This window comes from Xenophilus azovorans DSM 13620 (assembly GCF_000745855.1).
Lineage (GTDB): Bacteria > Pseudomonadota > Gammaproteobacteria > Burkholderiales > Burkholderiaceae_C > Xenophilus > Xenophilus azovorans.
Map to the genome: position 1 here is coordinate 95,845 of NZ_JQKD01000005.1, position 16,424 is coordinate 112,268.

A 16,424-nucleotide genomic window follows, 5' to 3' on the forward strand; every position below is an offset into this window, starting at 1 on the left:
TTGTCGGTGCTGCATCGGGCGCGCCGTCACATGCGCAGGGCGCGCCACAGCAGCCGTGGTGCGTCGGCCCTGCTCACCGTGGGGCGGTGCGAAAAACTGTCGAAGCCCCGGGCCTCGATCTTGCGAAGGATGGCCAGGCCGCCCTGGACCACCAGGCGCAGTTCCCAGCCGATGCGGCCCGGCAGCCGATGCACGAGCGGCGCGCCCTGCTGCATCAGCTCGCGCGCCCAGCGCACTTCGTCGGCCACCAGCGCGATGGCTGCGCGCGGGGGCGGGGCGGGCTTCAGGGGTTCGAAGGCGTCGAAGTCCCCGGGCGCCAGTGCATGGCGCGCGCAGTCGTCCAGCGGCAGGTAGAAGCGGCCGCGCGGCAAGTCGACGGACAGGTCCTGCCAGAAGTTGGCGAGCTGCAGCGCGCTGCAGATGGCGTCGCTGCGCGCCAGCGATTCGGCGTCGCCGATGCCGTAGAGGTGCAGCAGCAGCCGGCCGACCGGGTTGGCCGAGCGCCGGCAGTAGTCCAGCAGCTCGGCCCGGTCGGCGAAGCGGCGGCCGTCGCGCGTCCAGGCGACATCCTGCGCGAAGGCGTCGAGCAGGTCGGCCAGCAGCGGCTCGGGCAGGCCGAAGTCGCGCACCGCCTGAGCGAGCGGGCCGAACACGCGGGCCCAGCGCGGCGCGGGCGGCCGGCCGGCGCAGGCGGCGGCCAGCTCCTCGCGGTAGGCGTGCAGGTCGGCCAGCCGCGCGTCGGGCGATGCATCGCCCTCGTCGGCGATGTCGTCCGCGGTGCGCGCGAAGTGGTAGATCGCGGCGATGGGCGGCCGCAGCCGGGCCGGGCACAGCCAGGAGGCGACGGGGAAGTTCTCGTAGTGGTCGGGCGCCGCCGCCCGCGTGGGAGCGACGGCCGGCGGGGCAGGGCGGACGGGCACGGCGGCGATTGTCGCGGCGCAGCCCGCGCGGCCCGCGCGCAGTCACCGCATTGACAGGTGGGAGACCGATCGCCTAGATTACTAACCCGTCGGTCATTAAATGCATGACCGCACATCCCGTCTTCCCTTCCCGGTGCATGCCCATGGTCGCAGCCCCTGCCTTGTCCTTTCTCCGTGCGCGGCCTGCCGCAGGACGGTTGTTCCTCGCCGCGGCGGTCGTGCTTGCGGCCGGCTGCTCCAGGCCGCCGCCGCCCGAGGAGCCGGTGCGGGCGGTGAAGGTGATGACGGTGGGCGTGGGCGCGCTGGACGCGTCGCCGGAGTTCTCCGCCGACGTGCGGGCGCGGGTGGAGTCGCGGCTGGGCTTCCGCGTGGCGGGCAAGATCACTCGGCGGCAGGCCGAGCTGGGCCAGCACGTCGAGCGCGGCCAGGTGCTGGCGCAGCTCGATCCGCAGGACTACCGCCTGGCCGCCGAGGCGGCGCGCGCCCAGGCCGCCGCGGCGCAGACGCAGCGCGACCTCGCCGCCGCCGACCTGCGGCGCTACCGCGAGCTGCGCGAGCAGAACTTCATCAGCGGCGCCGAGCTGGACCGGCGCGAGGCCAGCTTCAAGTCGGCCCAGGCGCAGTTCGAGCAGGCGCAGGCGCAGGTCGCCTCGCAGGGCAACCAGGCCAGCTACACCACCTTGGTCGCCGACGTGGCGGGGGTGGTGACGGGCATCGACGCCGAGCCGGGGCAGGTGGTTTCGGCCGGCACGCCGGTGGTGCGCATCGCGCAGGACGGGCCGCGTGACGTGGTCTTCGCCGTGCCGGAGGACCGGGCCGGCGCGCTCGCGCTGGGCTCGCCCGTCCAGGTGCGGGGCTGGGCCGGCGGCCGCGAGATCGAGGGCCGGGTGCGCGAGGTGGCGGCCAGCGCCGATCCGGTGACGCGCACCTACACGGTCAAGGTCGGCATCGATGCCGCCGACGCGCCGGCCCTGGGGGCGACCGTGTACGCCAGGCCGCAGGCGCTGGCGCACGGCGGGGTGCCGGTCATCAAGCTGCCCACCAGCGCGCTGCGGCAGGAGGGGCAGGGCACGGCGGTGTGGGTGCTCGACACGGCGTCCATGACGGTGAAGTCGCAGCCGGTCCAGGTGGCGACGGCCGACGGCAACGAGGCGGTGATCGCCGCCGGCCTGGCGCCGGGCCAGCAGGTGGTGACGGCCGGCGTGCACGTGCTCACCGCCGGGCAGAAGGTCGCGGTCTACAGGGAGAAAGGGACTGCGCCGCCCCCGCCGCCTGGCGGTGCAGCGAACCCGGCCGCCGCGGGGAGCCGCTGATGGAGGCCCCGGCGCCGGCGAAATCCGGCTTCAACCTCTCGAAGTGGGCGCTGGACCATGCGGCGCTGACGCGCTACCTGATGGTGGTGCTGATGGTGCTGGGCTTCGCCGCCTACTTCCAGCTCGGGCAGGACGAGGACCCGCCCTTCACCTTCCGCGCGATGGTGGTGCGCACCTACTGGCCCGGCGCCACGGCGCAGCAGGTGGCCGAGCAGGTCACCGACAAGATCGAGCGCACGCTGCAGGAGGTGCCCTACGCCGACAAGATCCGCAGCTACTCCAAGCCGGGCGAGTCGCAGGTGATCTTCGAGATCAAGGACTCGTCGAAGCCGGCCGAGGTGCCGCAGGTCTGGTACACGGTGCGCAAGAAGATCGGCGACATGCGCTACACGCTCCCGGGCGGCATCCAGGGGCCCTTCTTCAACGACGAGTTCGGCGACGTGTACGGCGTCATCTACGCCCTGCAGGGCGACGGCTACAGCTACGCCGAGCTGAAGGACTTCGCCGACGACGTGCGCCAGCAGCTGCTGCGCGTGAAGGACGTGGCCAAGGTCGAGCCCTTCGGCGTGCAGGACGAGAAGATCTGGATCGAGGTCTCGCAGCGGCGCCTGGCGCAGCTCGGGCTGGACTTCAACGCGGTGCTGCAACAGCTGGGCGCGCAGAACGCGGTGGAGAGCGCCGGCGCCGTGCAGTCGCCGCAGGACGTGGTGCAGGTGCGCGTGGGCGGCCAGTTCAACGACGTGGAGCAGCTCCGTGCGATGCCGATCCGCGGCAGCTCCGGCCACCAGCTGCGCCTGGGCGACATCGCCGAGGTGCGCCGCGGCTATGTCGATCCGCCCTCGGTCAAGGTGCGCTTCCAGGGACAGGAGGCGATCGCGCTGGGCATCTCGATGGCCAAGGGCGGCGACATCATCGCGCTGGGCCAGTCGCTGCGCGACGCCACACGGCGCATCGAGAAGACCCTGCCGGCCGGCGTGACGCTGGCGCAGGTGCAGGACCAGCCGGCCTCGGTGGCCGCCTCGGTCAACGAGTTCGTGAAGGTGCTGATCGAGGCGGTGGTGATCGTGCTGGCGGTGAGCTTCATCTCGCTCGGGCTGCACAAGGGCGGCCGCTTCGGCTGGTACATCGACTACCGGCCCGGCCTGGTGGTGGCCATCACCATCCCGCTGGTGCTGGCCGTGACCTTCCTGGCGATGAACTACTTCGGCATCGGGCTGCACAAGGTGTCGCTCGGCTCGCTCATCATCGCGCTGGGCCTGCTGGTGGACGACGCCATCATCGCGGTGGAGATGATGGTGCGGAAGATGGAGGAGGGCTACGACAAGACGCGCGCCGCCACCTTCGCCTACGACGTGACAGCCAAGCCGATGCTCACCGGCACGCTCATCACGGCGGCGGGCTTCCTGCCCATCGGCATCGCCAAGTCGGTCACGGGCGAGTACACCTTCGCGATCTTCGCGGTGACAGTGATCGCGCTGGTGCTGTCGTGGATCGTCTCGGTGTACTTCGTGCCCTACCTGGGCACGCTGCTGCTGAAGGTCAAGCCGCACGACCCCGACGCGCCGCCGCATGAACTGTTCGACACCCCGTTCTACACGCGCTTCCGCCGGACGGTGGGCTGGTGCGTGCAGCACCGCTGGCTCACCATCGCGGCCACGGTGGGCATCTTCGCGCTGGGCATCTTCGGCATGACGCGCGTGCAGCAGCAGTTCTTCCCCGATTCCAGCCGGCCCGAGATCATGGTGGACCTGTGGTTCCCGGAGGGCACCTCGTTCCGGGCCAACGAGGAGGTCTCCAAACGGCTGGAGCAGCGGCTGATGCAGGAGGAGGGCGTCGAGAGCGTCGCCACCTGGGTGGGGTCGGGCACGCCGCGCTTCTACCTGCCGCTGGACCAGGTCTTCCCGCAGACCAACGTGTCGCAGTTCATCGTGCTGGCCAGGGACCTGCACCAGCGCGAGGCGATCCGCCAGCGCCTGCCGGCGCTGCTGGCGCAGGAGGTGCCGGAGGCGCGCGGCCGCGTCAAGCTGCTGCCCAACGGGCCGCCGGTGCCGTACCCGGTGCAGTTCCGCGTGATCGGCTCCGACCCGGCGCAGCTGCGCCAGCGCGCCGACGAGGTCAAGGCCGTGATGCGGGCCAACCCGAACATGCTGGGCGTCAACGACAACTGGAACGAGTCGGTCAAGGCCATTCGCCTGGAGGTGGACCAGGCCAAGGCGCGCGCGCTGGGCGTGACCAGCCAGTCGATCGCCCAGGCCTCGCGCATCATGTTCACGGGCACCACCGTCGGCCAATACCGCGAGGACGACAAGCTCATCGACATCGTGCTGCGCCAGTCGCCCGACGAGCGTGAGGCCATCTCGGACATCGGCAACGCCTACCTGCCTACGGCCAGCGGCCGGGCCATCCCGCTGACGCAGATCGCGCGCCCCGTCTTCACCTGGGAGCCGGGCGTGATGTGGCGCTGGAACCGCGACTACGCCATCACCGTGCAGGGCGACATCGTCGAGGGGCTGCAGGGCGCCACCGTCACCGAGCAGTTGCTGCCGAAGCTGCGCGACCTGGAGGCGGGCTGGCAGGAGGCCGGCGACGCCGGCGCGCGCATCGAGGTGGCCGGCGCGGTGGAGGAGAGCAGCAAGGGCTCCTCCTCCATCGTGGCGGGCGTGCCGATCATGCTGTTCATCGTCTTCACGCTGCTGATGCTGCAGCTGCACAGCTTCAGCCGCTCGATGCTGGTGTTCCTCACTGGGCCGCTGGGCATCGCAGGGGTGGCCGGCGCGCTGCTGCTGCTGAACCGGCCCTTCGGCTTCGTGGCGCTCCTGGGCGTGATCGCGCTGATGGGCATGATCCAGCGCAACTCGGTGATCCTGATCGACCAGATCGAGCTGGACCGGGCCGCCGGCGTGCCGACCTGGGATGCCATCGTCGAGGCGGCGGTGCGGCGCCTGCGGCCCATCGTGCTGACGGCGGCGGCGGCCGTGCTGGCGATGATCCCGCTGTCGCGCAGCGTGTTCTGGGGGCCGATGGCGGTGGCCATCATGGGCGGGCTGATCGTGGCCACGGTGCTGACGCTGCTGGCGCTGCCCGCCATGTACGCGGCGTGGTTCCGGGTCAAGCGGGAAAAAACCGGTCCGGAACCCGCTTAAAATAATCGGTTGACCGATTTCGGCGGGCGGTCCAGGCACGGGCCGCCCGTTTTCGTTTCCATCGACGTTGCGCGGGTGGCGAAATTGGTAGACGCACCAGGTTTAGGTCCTGACGCCAGCAATGGTGTGGGGGTTCGAGTCCCCCCCCGCGCACCAGCGACCTCCACAAGGAAAGACACATGACCGTGAACGTTGAAACGCTCGAGAAGCTCGAGCGCAAGATCACCCTGACGCTGCCCGTCGACACCATCAAGAACGAGGTCGATTCGCGCCTCAAGCGCCTGGCGCGCACCGTCAAGATGGACGGCTTCCGTCCCGGCAAGGTGCCGATGAACGTGGTCGCCCAGCGCTACGGCTACTCGGTGCAGTACGAGGTGATGAACGACAAGGTCGGCCAGGCCTTCGCCCAGGCCGCCAACGAGGCCAAGCTGCGCGTCGCCGGCCAGCCCACCATCACCGAGAAGGACGGCGCACCCGAGGGCCAGCTCGCCTTCGACGCCGTGTTCGAGGTGTATCCCGAGGTCAAGATCAACGACCTGGCCGGCGCCGAGGTGGAGCGCCTGGCGGCCGAGGTCAACGACGAGGCCATCGACCGCACCCTGGACATCCTGCGCAAGCAGCGCCGCACCTTCGCTCAGCGCGCCCAGGACGCCGCCGCCCAGGACGACGACCGCGTCACGGTCGACTTCGAGGGCAAGATCGAGGGCGAGCCCTTCGACGGCGGCAAGGCGACCGACTTCCAGTTCATCGTCGGCGAAGGCCAGATGCTCAAGGAGTTCGAGGACGCCGTGCGCGGCATGAAGGCCGGCGACAGCCGCACCTTCCCGCTGGCCTTCCCGGCCGACTACCACGGCAAGGACGTGGCCGGCAAGACGGCCGACTTCCTGGTCACGGTCAAGAAGATCGAATCCGCCAACCTGCCCGAGGTGAACGAGCAGTTCGCCAAGTCGCTGGGCATCGCCGACGGCACGGTCGAGGGCCTGCGCGCCGACGTGCGCAAGAACCTGGAGCGCGAGGTCAAGTTCCGTTTGCTGGCGCGCAACAAGAACGCCGTCATGGACGCGCTGCTGGCCAACGCCGAGCTGGACCTGCCCAAGTCCATCGTCCAGGCCGAGATCGACCGCATGGTCGAAGGCGCCCGCGCCGAGCTGAAGCAGCGCGGCATCAAGGACGCCGACAAGGCCCCGATCCCGGCCGACGTGTTCCGCCCGCAGGCCGAGCGCCGCGTGCGCCTGGGCCTGGTGGTGGCCGAGCTGGTGCGCGCCAACGGCCTGGAAGCCAAGCCCGAGCAGATCAAGGCCCACATCGAGGAGCTGGCCTCCAGCTACGAGAAGCCGGCCGACGTGGTGCGCTGGTACTACGGCGACAACCGCCGCCTGGCCGAGGTCGAGGCGGTGGTGATCGAGAACAACGTCACCGACTTCGTGCTCGGCAAGGCCAAGGTCGCCGACAAGGCGGTGAGCTTCGACGAACTGATGGCGCAGCAGGGCTGATCCGCCCCCTCGCGGCATCTGGGGCTTGTGCTCGCGGGCACAGGCCCCATTTCATTTGAGCGTACGGGTTTGGTCGTACAGTTGGCAGCTCTTCCGGAGAGAAACATGAGTTCACAGGACACCCAGGCCCTCGGCCTGATCCCGATGGTCATCGAGCAGTCGGGGCGCGGCGAACGCTCCTTCGACATCTATTCGCGCCTGCTCAAGGAGCGGGTCGTTTTCCTGGTCGGCGAGGTCAACGACCAGACCGCCAACCTGGTGGTGGCGCAGCTGCTGTTCCTGGAAAGCGAGAACCCCGACAAGGACATCTCGCTGTACATCAACTCGCCCGGAGGCAGCGTGACGGCCGGCATGTCGATCTACGACACCATGCAGTTCATCAAGCCCGACGTCTCGACCATGTGCCTGGGCTTCGCGGCCAGCATGGGCGCCTTCCTGCTGGCGGCCGGGGCCAAGGGCAAGCGCTACAGCCTGCCCAACAGCAAGATCATGATCCACCAGGTGCTGGGCGGCGCGCGCGGCCAGGCGACCGACATCGAGATCCACGCCCGCGACATCCTGCGCACCAAGGATCAGATGAACCGCATCCTGGCCGAACGCACCGGCCAGCCGCTGGAGAAGGTCAAGGCCGACACCGAGCGCGACTACTTCCTGACCGCCGACGAGGCCAAGGACTACGGCCTGGTCGACCAGGTGATCTCCCAGCGCGGCTGAACGGCCCGCCGGGCGTTGCCGGACGGCGTTTCCCGCGCGGGGGACGCCGTTTTTTCTTTCGTTATCATTGGAAATCCCCCTCCGAGGCACCCGCCCATGGCCGAAAAAAAAGGCTCTTCGACCGAGAAAACGCTGTACTGCTCCTTCTGCGGCAAGAGCCAGCACGAGGTCAAGAAACTCATCGCCGGACCGTCGGTCTTCATCTGCGACGAGTGCATCGACCTGTGCAACGAGATCATCCGTGACGAGATGCCCCCGGCCGAGGAAGGCCGCGAGGGCCGGGGCGACCTGCCCACGCCGGCCGAGATCAAGGCCAACCTCGACAACTACGTCATCGGCCAGGAGGCCGCCAAGCGCATGCTGGCGGTGGCGGTCTACAACCACTACAAGCGCCTCAAGCACAAGGAAAAGGCGCCTTCGTCCAAGGGCGGCGACGACGTCGAACTCAGCAAGAGCAACATCCTGCTGATCGGCCCCACCGGCTCGGGCAAGACCCTGCTGGCGCAGACGCTGGCGCGCCAGCTCGACGTGCCCTTCGTGATGGCCGACGCCACCACGCTGACCGAGGCCGGCTACGTCGGCGAGGACGTCGAGAACATCATCCAGAAGCTGCTGCAAAGCTGCAACTACGAAGTCGAGCGCGCCCAGCGCGGCATCGTCTACATCGACGAGATCGACAAGATCAGCCGCAAGTCCGACAACCCCAGCATCACCCGCGACGTGTCGGGCGAGGGCGTGCAGCAGGCGCTGCTCAAGCTGATCGAGGGCACCATGGCCAGCGTGCCGCCGCAGGGCGGGCGCAAGCATCCCAACCAGGACTTCCTGCAGATCGACACCACCAACATCCTGTTCATCTGCGGCGGCGCCTTCGCGGGCCTGGAAAAGGTGATCGAGGCGCGCACCGAGGCCTCGGGCATCGGCTTCGGCGCCGTGGTGCGCAGCAAGCAGCAGCGCAGCCTGACGGAAGTGTTCCGCGAGGTGGAGCCCGAGGACCTGATCAAGTTCGGCCTGATCCCGGAACTGGTCGGCCGCCTGCCGGTGGTGGCCTCGCTGGCCGAGCTGAGCGAGGACGCGCTGATCCAGATCCTGACCGAGCCGCGCAACGCCGTGGTCAAGCAGTTCTCCAAGCTGCTGCAGATGGAGGGCGTCGAGCTGGAAGTGCGTCCCGCCGCGCTGCGCGCCGTGGCGCGCAAGGCGCTGGCCCGCAAGACCGGCGCCCGCGGGCTGCGCTCGATCCTGGAGCAGTCGCTGATCGACACCATGTTCGAGCTTCCCAACGTCGGCAACGTCGAGAAGGTGGTCGTGGACGAATCGACCATCGAAGAGAACAAACCGCCGCTGCTCGTGTACCGCGAGGCGGCCAAGAAGGCCTGAGAAGCCCGCCGGTGCAGGTCGCTGCCGTCGCTCCTCCTGCCCCTTCCCGCCGCGCGCCTTTGACGCTGAATCCGATGCCGACGGCGTTCCGCCTTGAAAATGGCGGCGCGCCGTCCATCTTTGCCTGACAACCCAGAGGATTGCCATGTCCGGCCATACCCCCCTGCCTTCCGATCCCATCGACTTGCCGCTCTTGCCCCTGCGCGACGTGGTGGTCTTCCCCCACATGGTCATCCCGTTGTTCGTGGGCCGGCCCAAGAGCATCAAGGCGCTGGAACTCGCCATGGAGGCCGAGCGCCGCATCATGCTGGTGGCCCAGAAGGCCGCCGCCAAGGACGAGCCGTCGGTCGACGACATGTTCGAGGTCGGCTGCGTCTCGACCATCCTGCAGATGCTCAAGCTGCCCGACGGCACCGTGAAGGTGCTGGTCGAGGGCCAGCAGCGCGCGCGCGTGGCGCGCATCGACGACGGCGAGACGCACTTCACCGCCAACGTCGTGCCGCTCGAGACCGACGGCGGCGCCGCCAGCACCGAGGTGGAGGCGCTGCGCCGCGCGGTGATGCAGCAGTTCGACCAGTACGTCAAGCTCAACAAGAAGATCCCGCCCGAGATCCTCACCTCGATCTCCAGCATCGACGACGCCGGCCGCCTGGCCGACACCATCGCCGCCCACCTGCCGCTCAAGCTCGACAGCAAGCAGGCGGTGCTCGACCTGGCCGGCGTGAAGGAGCGGCTGGAGAACCTGTTCGGCCAGCTCGAGCGCGAGGTCGACATCCTCAACGTCGACAAGAAGATCCGCGGCCGCGTGAAGCGGCAGATGGAGAAGAACCAGCGCGACTTCTACCTCAACGAGCAGGTCAAGGCGATCCAGAAGGAACTCGGCGAGGGCGAGGAGGGCGCCGACATCGAGGAGATCGAGAAGAAGATCAAGGCCGCCCGCATGCCCAAGGACGCGCGCAAGAAGGCCGAGGGCGAGCTCAAGAAGCTCAAGCTCATGTCGCCCATGTCGGCCGAGGCCACCGTGGTGCGCAACTACATCGACGTGCTGGTCGGCCTGCCATGGGCCAAGAAGACCAAGATCAAGCACGACCTGGCCAACGCCGAGACGGTGCTCAACGAGGACCACTACGGCCTGGAGAAGGTCAAGGACCGCATCCTCGAGTACCTCGCGGTGCAGCAGCGCGTGGACAAGGTCAAGGCGCCGATCCTGTGCCTGGTCGGCCCGCCGGGCGTGGGCAAGACCTCGCTGGGCCAGTCGATCGCCAAGGCCACCGGCCGCAAGTACGTGCGCATGGCGCTGGGCGGCATGCGCGACGAGGCCGAAATCCGCGGCCACCGCCGCACCTACATCGGCGCGCTGCCCGGCAAGGTGCTGCAGAACCTGAGCAAGGTGGGCACGCGCAATCCGCTGTTCCTGCTGGACGAGATCGACAAGCTGGGCACCGACTTCCGCGGCGACCCGTCCAGCGCGCTGCTGGAGGTGCTGGACCCGGAGCAGAACCACACCTTCGGCGACCACTACGTCGAGGTCGACTTCGACCTGTCGGACGTGATGTTCGTCGCCACCTCCAACTCGATGAACATCCCGCCGGCACTGCTGGACCGGATGGAGGTCATCCGTCTGGCGGGCTACACCGAGGACGAGAAGACCAGCATCGCGCTGAAGTACCTGCTGCCCAAGCAGATGGAGAACAACGGCGTGCGCGAAGGTGAACTGCTCGTCACCGAGGACGCGGTGCGCGACATCGTGCGCTACTACACCCGCGAGGCCGGCGTGCGCTCGCTGGAGCGCGAGCTCTCGAAGATCTGCCGCAAGGTGGTCAAGGGCCTGCAGCTCAAGAAGATGGAGCCGAAGGTCACCGTCGACAGCGGCAACCTCAACGACTTCCTGGGCGTGCGCAAGTACAGCTTCGGCCGCGCCGAGCAGCAGAACCAGGTGGGCCAGGTGGTCGGCCTGGCCTGGACCGAGGTGGGCGGCGACCTGCTGACCATCGAGGCGGCCACGCTGCCGGGCAAGGGCATGATCACGCGCACCGGCTCGCTGGGCGACGTGATGAAGGAGTCGGTCGAGGCCGCGCGCACGGTGGTGCGCAGCCGCGCCCACCGCCTGGGCATCCGCGACGAGCTGTTCGAGAAGAAGGACATCCACATCCACGTGCCCGACGGCGCCACGCCGAAGGACGGCCCGAGCGCCGGCGCCGCCATGACGACGGCGATCGTGTCGGCGCTCACCGGCATCCCGGTGCGCGGCGATGTGGCGATGACGGGCGAGATCACGCTGCGCGGCGAGGTCACGGCCATCGGCGGCCTGAAGGAAAAGCTGCTGGCCGCGCTGCGCGGCGGCATCAAGACAGTGCTGATCCCCGAAGAGAACGCCAAGGACCTGCAGGAGATCCCCGAGAACGTGAAGAACGGCCTGGAGATCGTGCCGGTCAAGTGGATCGACAAGGTGCTCGAGCTGGCGCTGGAAAAGCAGCCCGAGCCGTTGTCGGACGAGGAGGTCGCGGCCTCGCAGGCGGCGATGGCCGAACTGGCCAAGCAGCGTGCCGGCGCCCCGGCGCCGGCCACCGACGGCTCGGTCAAGCATTGATGTCGTGCGCGAGGCCCGCCGGTTGTCCGAAGGGCCTCGTTTTCGGCATATAATGCGAGGCTTCCGACAAACGGAAGAAGCTGAACACAGCGCGGGAATAGCTCAGTTGGTAGAGCGCAACCTTGCCAAGGTTGAGGTCGGGAGTTCGAGACTCCTTTCCCGCTCCAATTTGCGATCTATGGAGTTCTACAGAATTCCATAAGTCATTGAAAACAGGGGCTTTTCGCCCCTTTTTTCATCCAGTGAGGTCCACTGGAATCCGTCTTCAGCCACAGGTTTTTAGTACATTTTCTAGTACAGAAATCCGGTGGCTTGGCAGATCGATTTCTTCCAAGTGCCAGCCTTACCGGGATCGTACAAAGCTCCTCAACTCAAACGAGACCGAGGATGTATGTGCGATGGCTCTCACCGATACCGTGGTCCGTCAAGCCAAGGCTGACCGCAAAGACTATGCACTCCATGACAACGATGGCTTGAGCCTCTACGTGACTGCACGTGGTGGAAAGAGTTGGCACTTCCGGTTTTCTTGGGCGGGCAAGCAGCCCCGCATCTCGCTGGGTACCTACCCTGAGATTAGCCTGCGGGAGGCGCGCGAGCGACGCGACGAGTGTCGTGCTCTCGTGGCCAAGGACATTGATCCACGCATGCACCGTCGCACCCAGCGGGCTGCGGCGATCTGTGCTGCAGAGAACACCTTCGAGGTGATGTTTCAGTCGTGGCGTGCTTTCAAGGCGATGAGCCTGAAGACTGGACGCCAAAGCACGCTCTCCCAGATCGATCGCATCTTCGGCAAGGATGTCCTGCCCACACTGCGCAACCTGTCGATCTTCGAGATCAAGCGCCAGGATCTGCTGGAGATCCTGCGCAAAATCGAGCGGCGCAGGGCTCTTACCACGGCCGAGAAGTGCAGAACCTGGTTCAATCAGCTTTTCCGCTTCGCGATGGTCGAGGTGAACTTGCCGGAGAACCCGGCCGCCGACCTGGACATCGTGGCGATGCCGCAGCCTCCGGTCAAACACAACCCGTTCCTGCGCATGCACGAGTTGCCGGCTTTCCTGCGCAAGCTGCGTGCCTACCGCGGCGAAACCAAGACGCAACTGGGGGTGTGGCTGTTATTGCTCACGGGAGTACGAACCGGTGAACTGAGGCTGGCGATGCGAGACCAGTTTGACCTTGAGCGAGGCCTCTGGATCATCCCTGCCGAGGTTGTGAAGCAGCTTCAGCAGCCGCTGCGCACGGAAGACAGGGACATCCCGCCGTACATCGTTCCCCTGCCGCGTCAGGCCATCGAAATCTTCCAGCACCTGTTGGACGACATGGCGCCGGCACAGCGTTATCTGCTTGCACATCGCAGTGACCTCAAGAAGCGCATCAGCGAGAACACCCTCAACGCTGCTCTGAAGCGCATGGGGTACAAGGACCAACTGACTGGGCACGGCATCCGGGGCACCATCTCCACGGCGCTGAACGAACTCGGCTACAACGGGAAATGGGTGGATGCCCAACTCTCGCATACCGATCCCAATCAAATCAGTTCGGCCTACAACCACGCGGAGTACGTTGAGCAGCGCCGGGGGATGATGCAGGACTGGGCCGATCGGCTGGATGCTTGGGCGAACCAGCCGCCGGATGCGGACCTCATGAACGCTTCCAGCACCCAGGTCGCCGGCTCGCACACGATTTCGCCAGCCAACCCTGCACAGGACCATGCCGCAGTTGCCGACAACACGATGGAGAATGCCAATCCGGATGGGCCACTGCCGCCGCCACCGAGCCCGATGACCATCATCGCGCGTCGCGACCAGCGCCCGCAACCGGTGATGACCGATTTCCAGCGTGCCCATGCCGAGATGCTGGCGACCTTCGAAGCGCCGCAAAACCTCTCAGTCCCTGTGTTCGCCAAGCTGGCTGGAAAATCCCGCGACCAGATCAATCGGGAAATCAAGGCCAAGCGGCTATTGTCCATCAGCCTGGGCAACCGTGGTCAGCGCATCCCGGAGTGGCAACTCAATCCGCTGTGCCAGCGCTTCGTGCACAAGGTGATGGAGCGGGCACAGCGGATTGATTCATGGGTGCTCTATCGGACCTTGTCCGAGCCGCGGGACGATCTGGAGGGACTTGCGCCTGTGGTCGCCGTTGCTGCGGGCAAGCTCGCCGCCGCGGAGGAAATGGTATTCGCGCAGTTGGGTCTGGATTGATTGGGTGAACCGATCGTGCAAGACGTTCTTCTACTGGCTCTTGCGAAGCAGATAGGTCGTCAGGGGCGCGCGATCTGCGATAGTGCGTCCCACAACGCCCAGAGGGCGGTACTGCTCAATTTACACCGCCTAGCCTGCAGCCACCAGTGTCATCATCAACTCAAACGATCTCGCTTCCATCGTGCTGGGTGGCGAGCCTTTGGCAACGGTCAGACTGCTCGACCTGACGCCGATAGCCCGCGCGTGTGGACGTCCAGGGTGATCAAGGGGGATCCGCTATTCAGAAATCAGAACTGAGATCTTGAGGGGTATCGCCACGCTCGTCGTGTCGAATTGAAGAACTCCTAGAAAGGAAAAAAGCCCTGCCGGCCAAGCGGACCGGCAGGGCGAGGTTCTTACGAAGGTCCCTTGCGCTCGGGTCAGGCCTTGGCACCGTAGTAACTGCCGATGACGCTGCCGTAGAACGGGAGCACTTCGGCCATGAAGGGACCGAACTCGGCTGCTGAAGGGTTGCGCCAATCACCCTGCAACTCGGCGCCGCAGGCGACAACGCTTGTCGGCTTGACACCAGCCTGGACCATGCGCTGGACAGCGATGTCTTCGACGAGCTTGCTCCAGGTTCCGCTGGCGTCCAGCACCGCATAGGTTTCGTAGCCGGCCCGCACTGCCGAAAGCGCAACGAACGACACGCATACTTCGGTCGAGATGCCGGCGACCAGCAGCTTCTTTCGGCCCGTGGCTTCCACGGCCGTGACGAACTCGCTATTGTCCCACGCGTTGATTTCGCCGGGCCGGGACACGATCTTCGCGTTCGGCAGCAAACTGGTGATCTCGCTCAGGATAGGACCGTTGGGGCCCTTCTCGGCGCTCGTGGTGATGATGGTCGGCAGCTTGAAGATCTTGCCTAGCTTGGCCAAGCCAACGATGTTGGCCCGGAAGTCGTGTGGCGTCTGGGTGGTGACGCCATTGAACAGACCCGTCTGGTGGTCGATCAACAGCAGTGCGGTATTGTCCGGCGTCAGACGGTCCATGGTAGAGGCGGTCATGCAGGTCTCCTGGGAGTGAGGGTACGAAAAGGTTCATGGGCGGCGACACATATCGCGCCCCGGCGCTTGAATTTCCGACGCAATGATCGGCGGGGCCGGCAGGGCAGTCCAATGCCATTATTCGGGTCATTAATTCCGACAGCGGAACAATGGAGCACGGCAAACCGCAAGATGGGCCGACACACATTCATATCTGTGGAGCAACAAGCCAGCACACGTCAGCATTTGTCCCTGGTACGACTGAAAGCGCGCCTGACCGGCAGCCACTTTCCCGCACCAGATGACAGGAAAGCACAGGGCGCTCCATGGCAGGGTTCGCGGTGACTGCACCAGCGTCAGCTACACGCTCAGCGTCAGGCAACTGCCAGTTGGAGATACGTTCGCTCAACCTTGCCCTGAGTGGGTGGTGTGTAATTTGTGCATTCTCGGATGAGCTGCGTGAATCGCTCGATGACGGTCGACGACTCGGTGGCGCGGTGCGCGATGGCAAGCTCGACCGCCGCTGAAGCTTCCAGAAGAGGGCGGAAAACGACTCCCTGTGCCACCAGCTTCGTCACATGTGCAGGTAGCAGGGTGATCCCCACCCCTTCCGCGACGAAGCCGAGCATGATCTGCATCTCGCCAGTTTCTTGGGCGACGGCTGGATTGAACCCCGCGGAGTTGCAGACGCGTATCACTTGGTCATACAGGCCGCAGCGCTTGGATCTTGGGGATAGTACAAACGCCTCACTAGTCAGCTCGGCGAGCGAGATCGGGTTTCTCCCAGCCAGCCGGTGACCTTCGCTCATGCAGACGACCAGTGGTTCGCTAAGGATCGGGGTGGCTCGGAGGGCCGTGTCGTAGATGGGTGGCACGACAAATCCGAGGTCGATCTTTGAGTTCTTGAGGGCACTGGCCTGCTCGTCCGTGACCATCTCGACAAGTCGCAGCGAAACCCCAGGAAATTCCTCTTTGAACTGCTTCATGGCGCGCGGAAGCATATCCATGGCCGACGACGCCTCGTAGCCCACCACCAGTTCCTGTGTGAGCCCGACCGCCGCCTGGCGGGCGCGCTCGATCGAATTGCCGAACTGAGAGGCCACCAAATAGGCTTCCTTCAGGAAGACTTCTCCCACCACGGTGAGTGCAACGCTGCGAGTGGTACGCCGAATCAGTTCGGCTCCAAGGTACTCCTCAAGTTGCTGGATCATGCGCGTGACGGGCGGTTGCGTGGTGTGCAGCCGATCGGCACCCTTCACGAAGCTCAGCTCCTCGGCCACGGCTATGAAGCACTCAATGTGTCTAAGGTCTATGCGCGACATGCTTGTCTCCAGTCAGGGCGTGTACCCCTTGTCGTCGTTCCGCGTCTGCGCGCGGTGATTTCTCGCGTCGGGTGTGGTGCGCCAATCATCCGTGCCTAGGTGTCGGGACTGACCCTAGCCCATTTTGAACCCCCAAACAACGACAAGCTACGCTAATTTAATTATATCAATGTATAGATAGAAGTGATGGATTGGTGAAGGCGGCCTTCTTGGCGGACGAGGGGAGTGCGGCGGTGCAACACCAGTGTTCACTTATGTGCTTGGTGTATTACTGCCTGCATATTGAGAAATTGTGTTTCGCGAGGGTCGTCTTTACGATCCGCCGATCGCGA

The 16,424-nt window shown here is 66.1% G+C and carries 10 protein-coding genes and 2 tRNA genes; 9 read left to right on the top strand and 3 right to left on the bottom strand.

The annotated features are described in order from the left end of the window. Window positions 1-26: 26 nt before the first annotated feature. The gene (gene hpnC / locus Q392_RS03325) at window positions 27-920 is read right to left on the bottom strand and encodes a squalene synthase HpnC (RefSeq protein ID WP_038201254.1); all 894 of its coding nucleotides are present in this window, start codon (window positions 918-920) and stop codon (window positions 27-29) included. Window positions 921-1,057: 137 nt separating this feature from the next. Here hpnC and Q392_RS03330 point away from each other — a divergent pair, with 137 nt between their 5' ends. The 9 genes from Q392_RS03330 (at window position 1,058) to Q392_RS03370 (ending at window position 13,745) form a co-directional block, all read left to right on the top strand. Further along, window positions 1,058-2,233 carry an efflux RND transporter periplasmic adaptor subunit gene (locus Q392_RS03330; protein ID WP_038201257.1) on the top strand — a complete coding sequence of 392 codons (1,176 nt, stop codon included), beginning with the start codon at window positions 1,058-1,060 and terminating at the stop codon, window positions 2,231-2,233. Beyond that, window positions 2,233-5,376 (top strand): efflux RND transporter permease subunit, encoded by a 3,144-nt coding sequence (locus Q392_RS03335; RefSeq protein ID WP_038201260.1) that lies wholly within the window; start codon window positions 2,233-2,235, stop codon window positions 5,374-5,376. Before Q392_RS03330 ends, Q392_RS03335 begins: the two co-directional genes overlap by 1 nt. A 69-nt stretch (window positions 5,377-5,445) precedes the next feature. After that, window positions 5,446-5,532 (top strand) — tRNA-Leu (locus tag Q392_RS03340). 23 nt (window positions 5,533-5,555) lie between these two features. Then, a complete protein-coding gene (gene tig / locus Q392_RS03345; RefSeq protein WP_038201262.1) occupies window positions 5,556-6,869 on the top strand; it encodes a trigger factor in 1,314 nt (437 codons plus the stop codon). Between the two features lie 105 nt (window positions 6,870-6,974). After that, window positions 6,975-7,583, top strand: a complete 609-nt coding sequence (gene clpP, locus Q392_RS03350) for an ATP-dependent Clp endopeptidase proteolytic subunit ClpP (RefSeq protein ID WP_038201265.1) — start codon at window positions 6,975-6,977, stop codon at window positions 7,581-7,583. 96 nt (window positions 7,584-7,679) lie between these two features. Further along, window positions 7,680-8,957 (top strand): ATP-dependent Clp protease ATP-binding subunit ClpX, encoded by a 1,278-nt coding sequence (gene clpX / locus Q392_RS03355; protein ID WP_038201270.1) that lies wholly within the window; start codon window positions 7,680-7,682, stop codon window positions 8,955-8,957. A 145-nt stretch (window positions 8,958-9,102) separates the two neighbouring features. Then, window positions 9,103-11,547 carry an endopeptidase La gene (gene lon, locus Q392_RS03360; RefSeq protein WP_038201273.1) on the top strand — a complete coding sequence of 815 codons (2,445 nt, stop codon included), beginning with the start codon at window positions 9,103-9,105 and terminating at the stop codon, window positions 11,545-11,547. A 91-nt stretch (window positions 11,548-11,638) separates the two neighbouring features. After that, window positions 11,639-11,714, top strand: a tRNA-Gly gene (locus tag Q392_RS03365). A 231-nt stretch (window positions 11,715-11,945) separates the two neighbouring features. Then, window positions 11,946-13,745 (top strand): tyrosine-type recombinase/integrase, encoded by a 1,800-nt coding sequence (locus tag Q392_RS03370; RefSeq protein WP_051952837.1) that lies wholly within the window; start codon window positions 11,946-11,948, stop codon window positions 13,743-13,745. Between the two features lie 419 nt (window positions 13,746-14,164). Here the strand turns inward: Q392_RS03370 and Q392_RS03375 are convergent, their stop codons facing one another. Together Q392_RS03375 and Q392_RS03380 are read right to left on the bottom strand one after the other, a co-directional pair. After that, entirely contained in the window at window positions 14,165-14,791 is a 627-nt protein-coding gene (locus tag Q392_RS03375) for an isochorismatase family protein (protein WP_038201276.1), read from the bottom strand. 353 nt (window positions 14,792-15,144) lie between these two features. After that, window positions 15,145-16,092 (bottom strand): LysR family transcriptional regulator, encoded by a 948-nt coding sequence (locus Q392_RS03380; protein ID WP_051952839.1) that lies wholly within the window; start codon window positions 16,090-16,092, stop codon window positions 15,145-15,147. Window positions 16,093-16,424 lie beyond the last annotated feature (332 nt).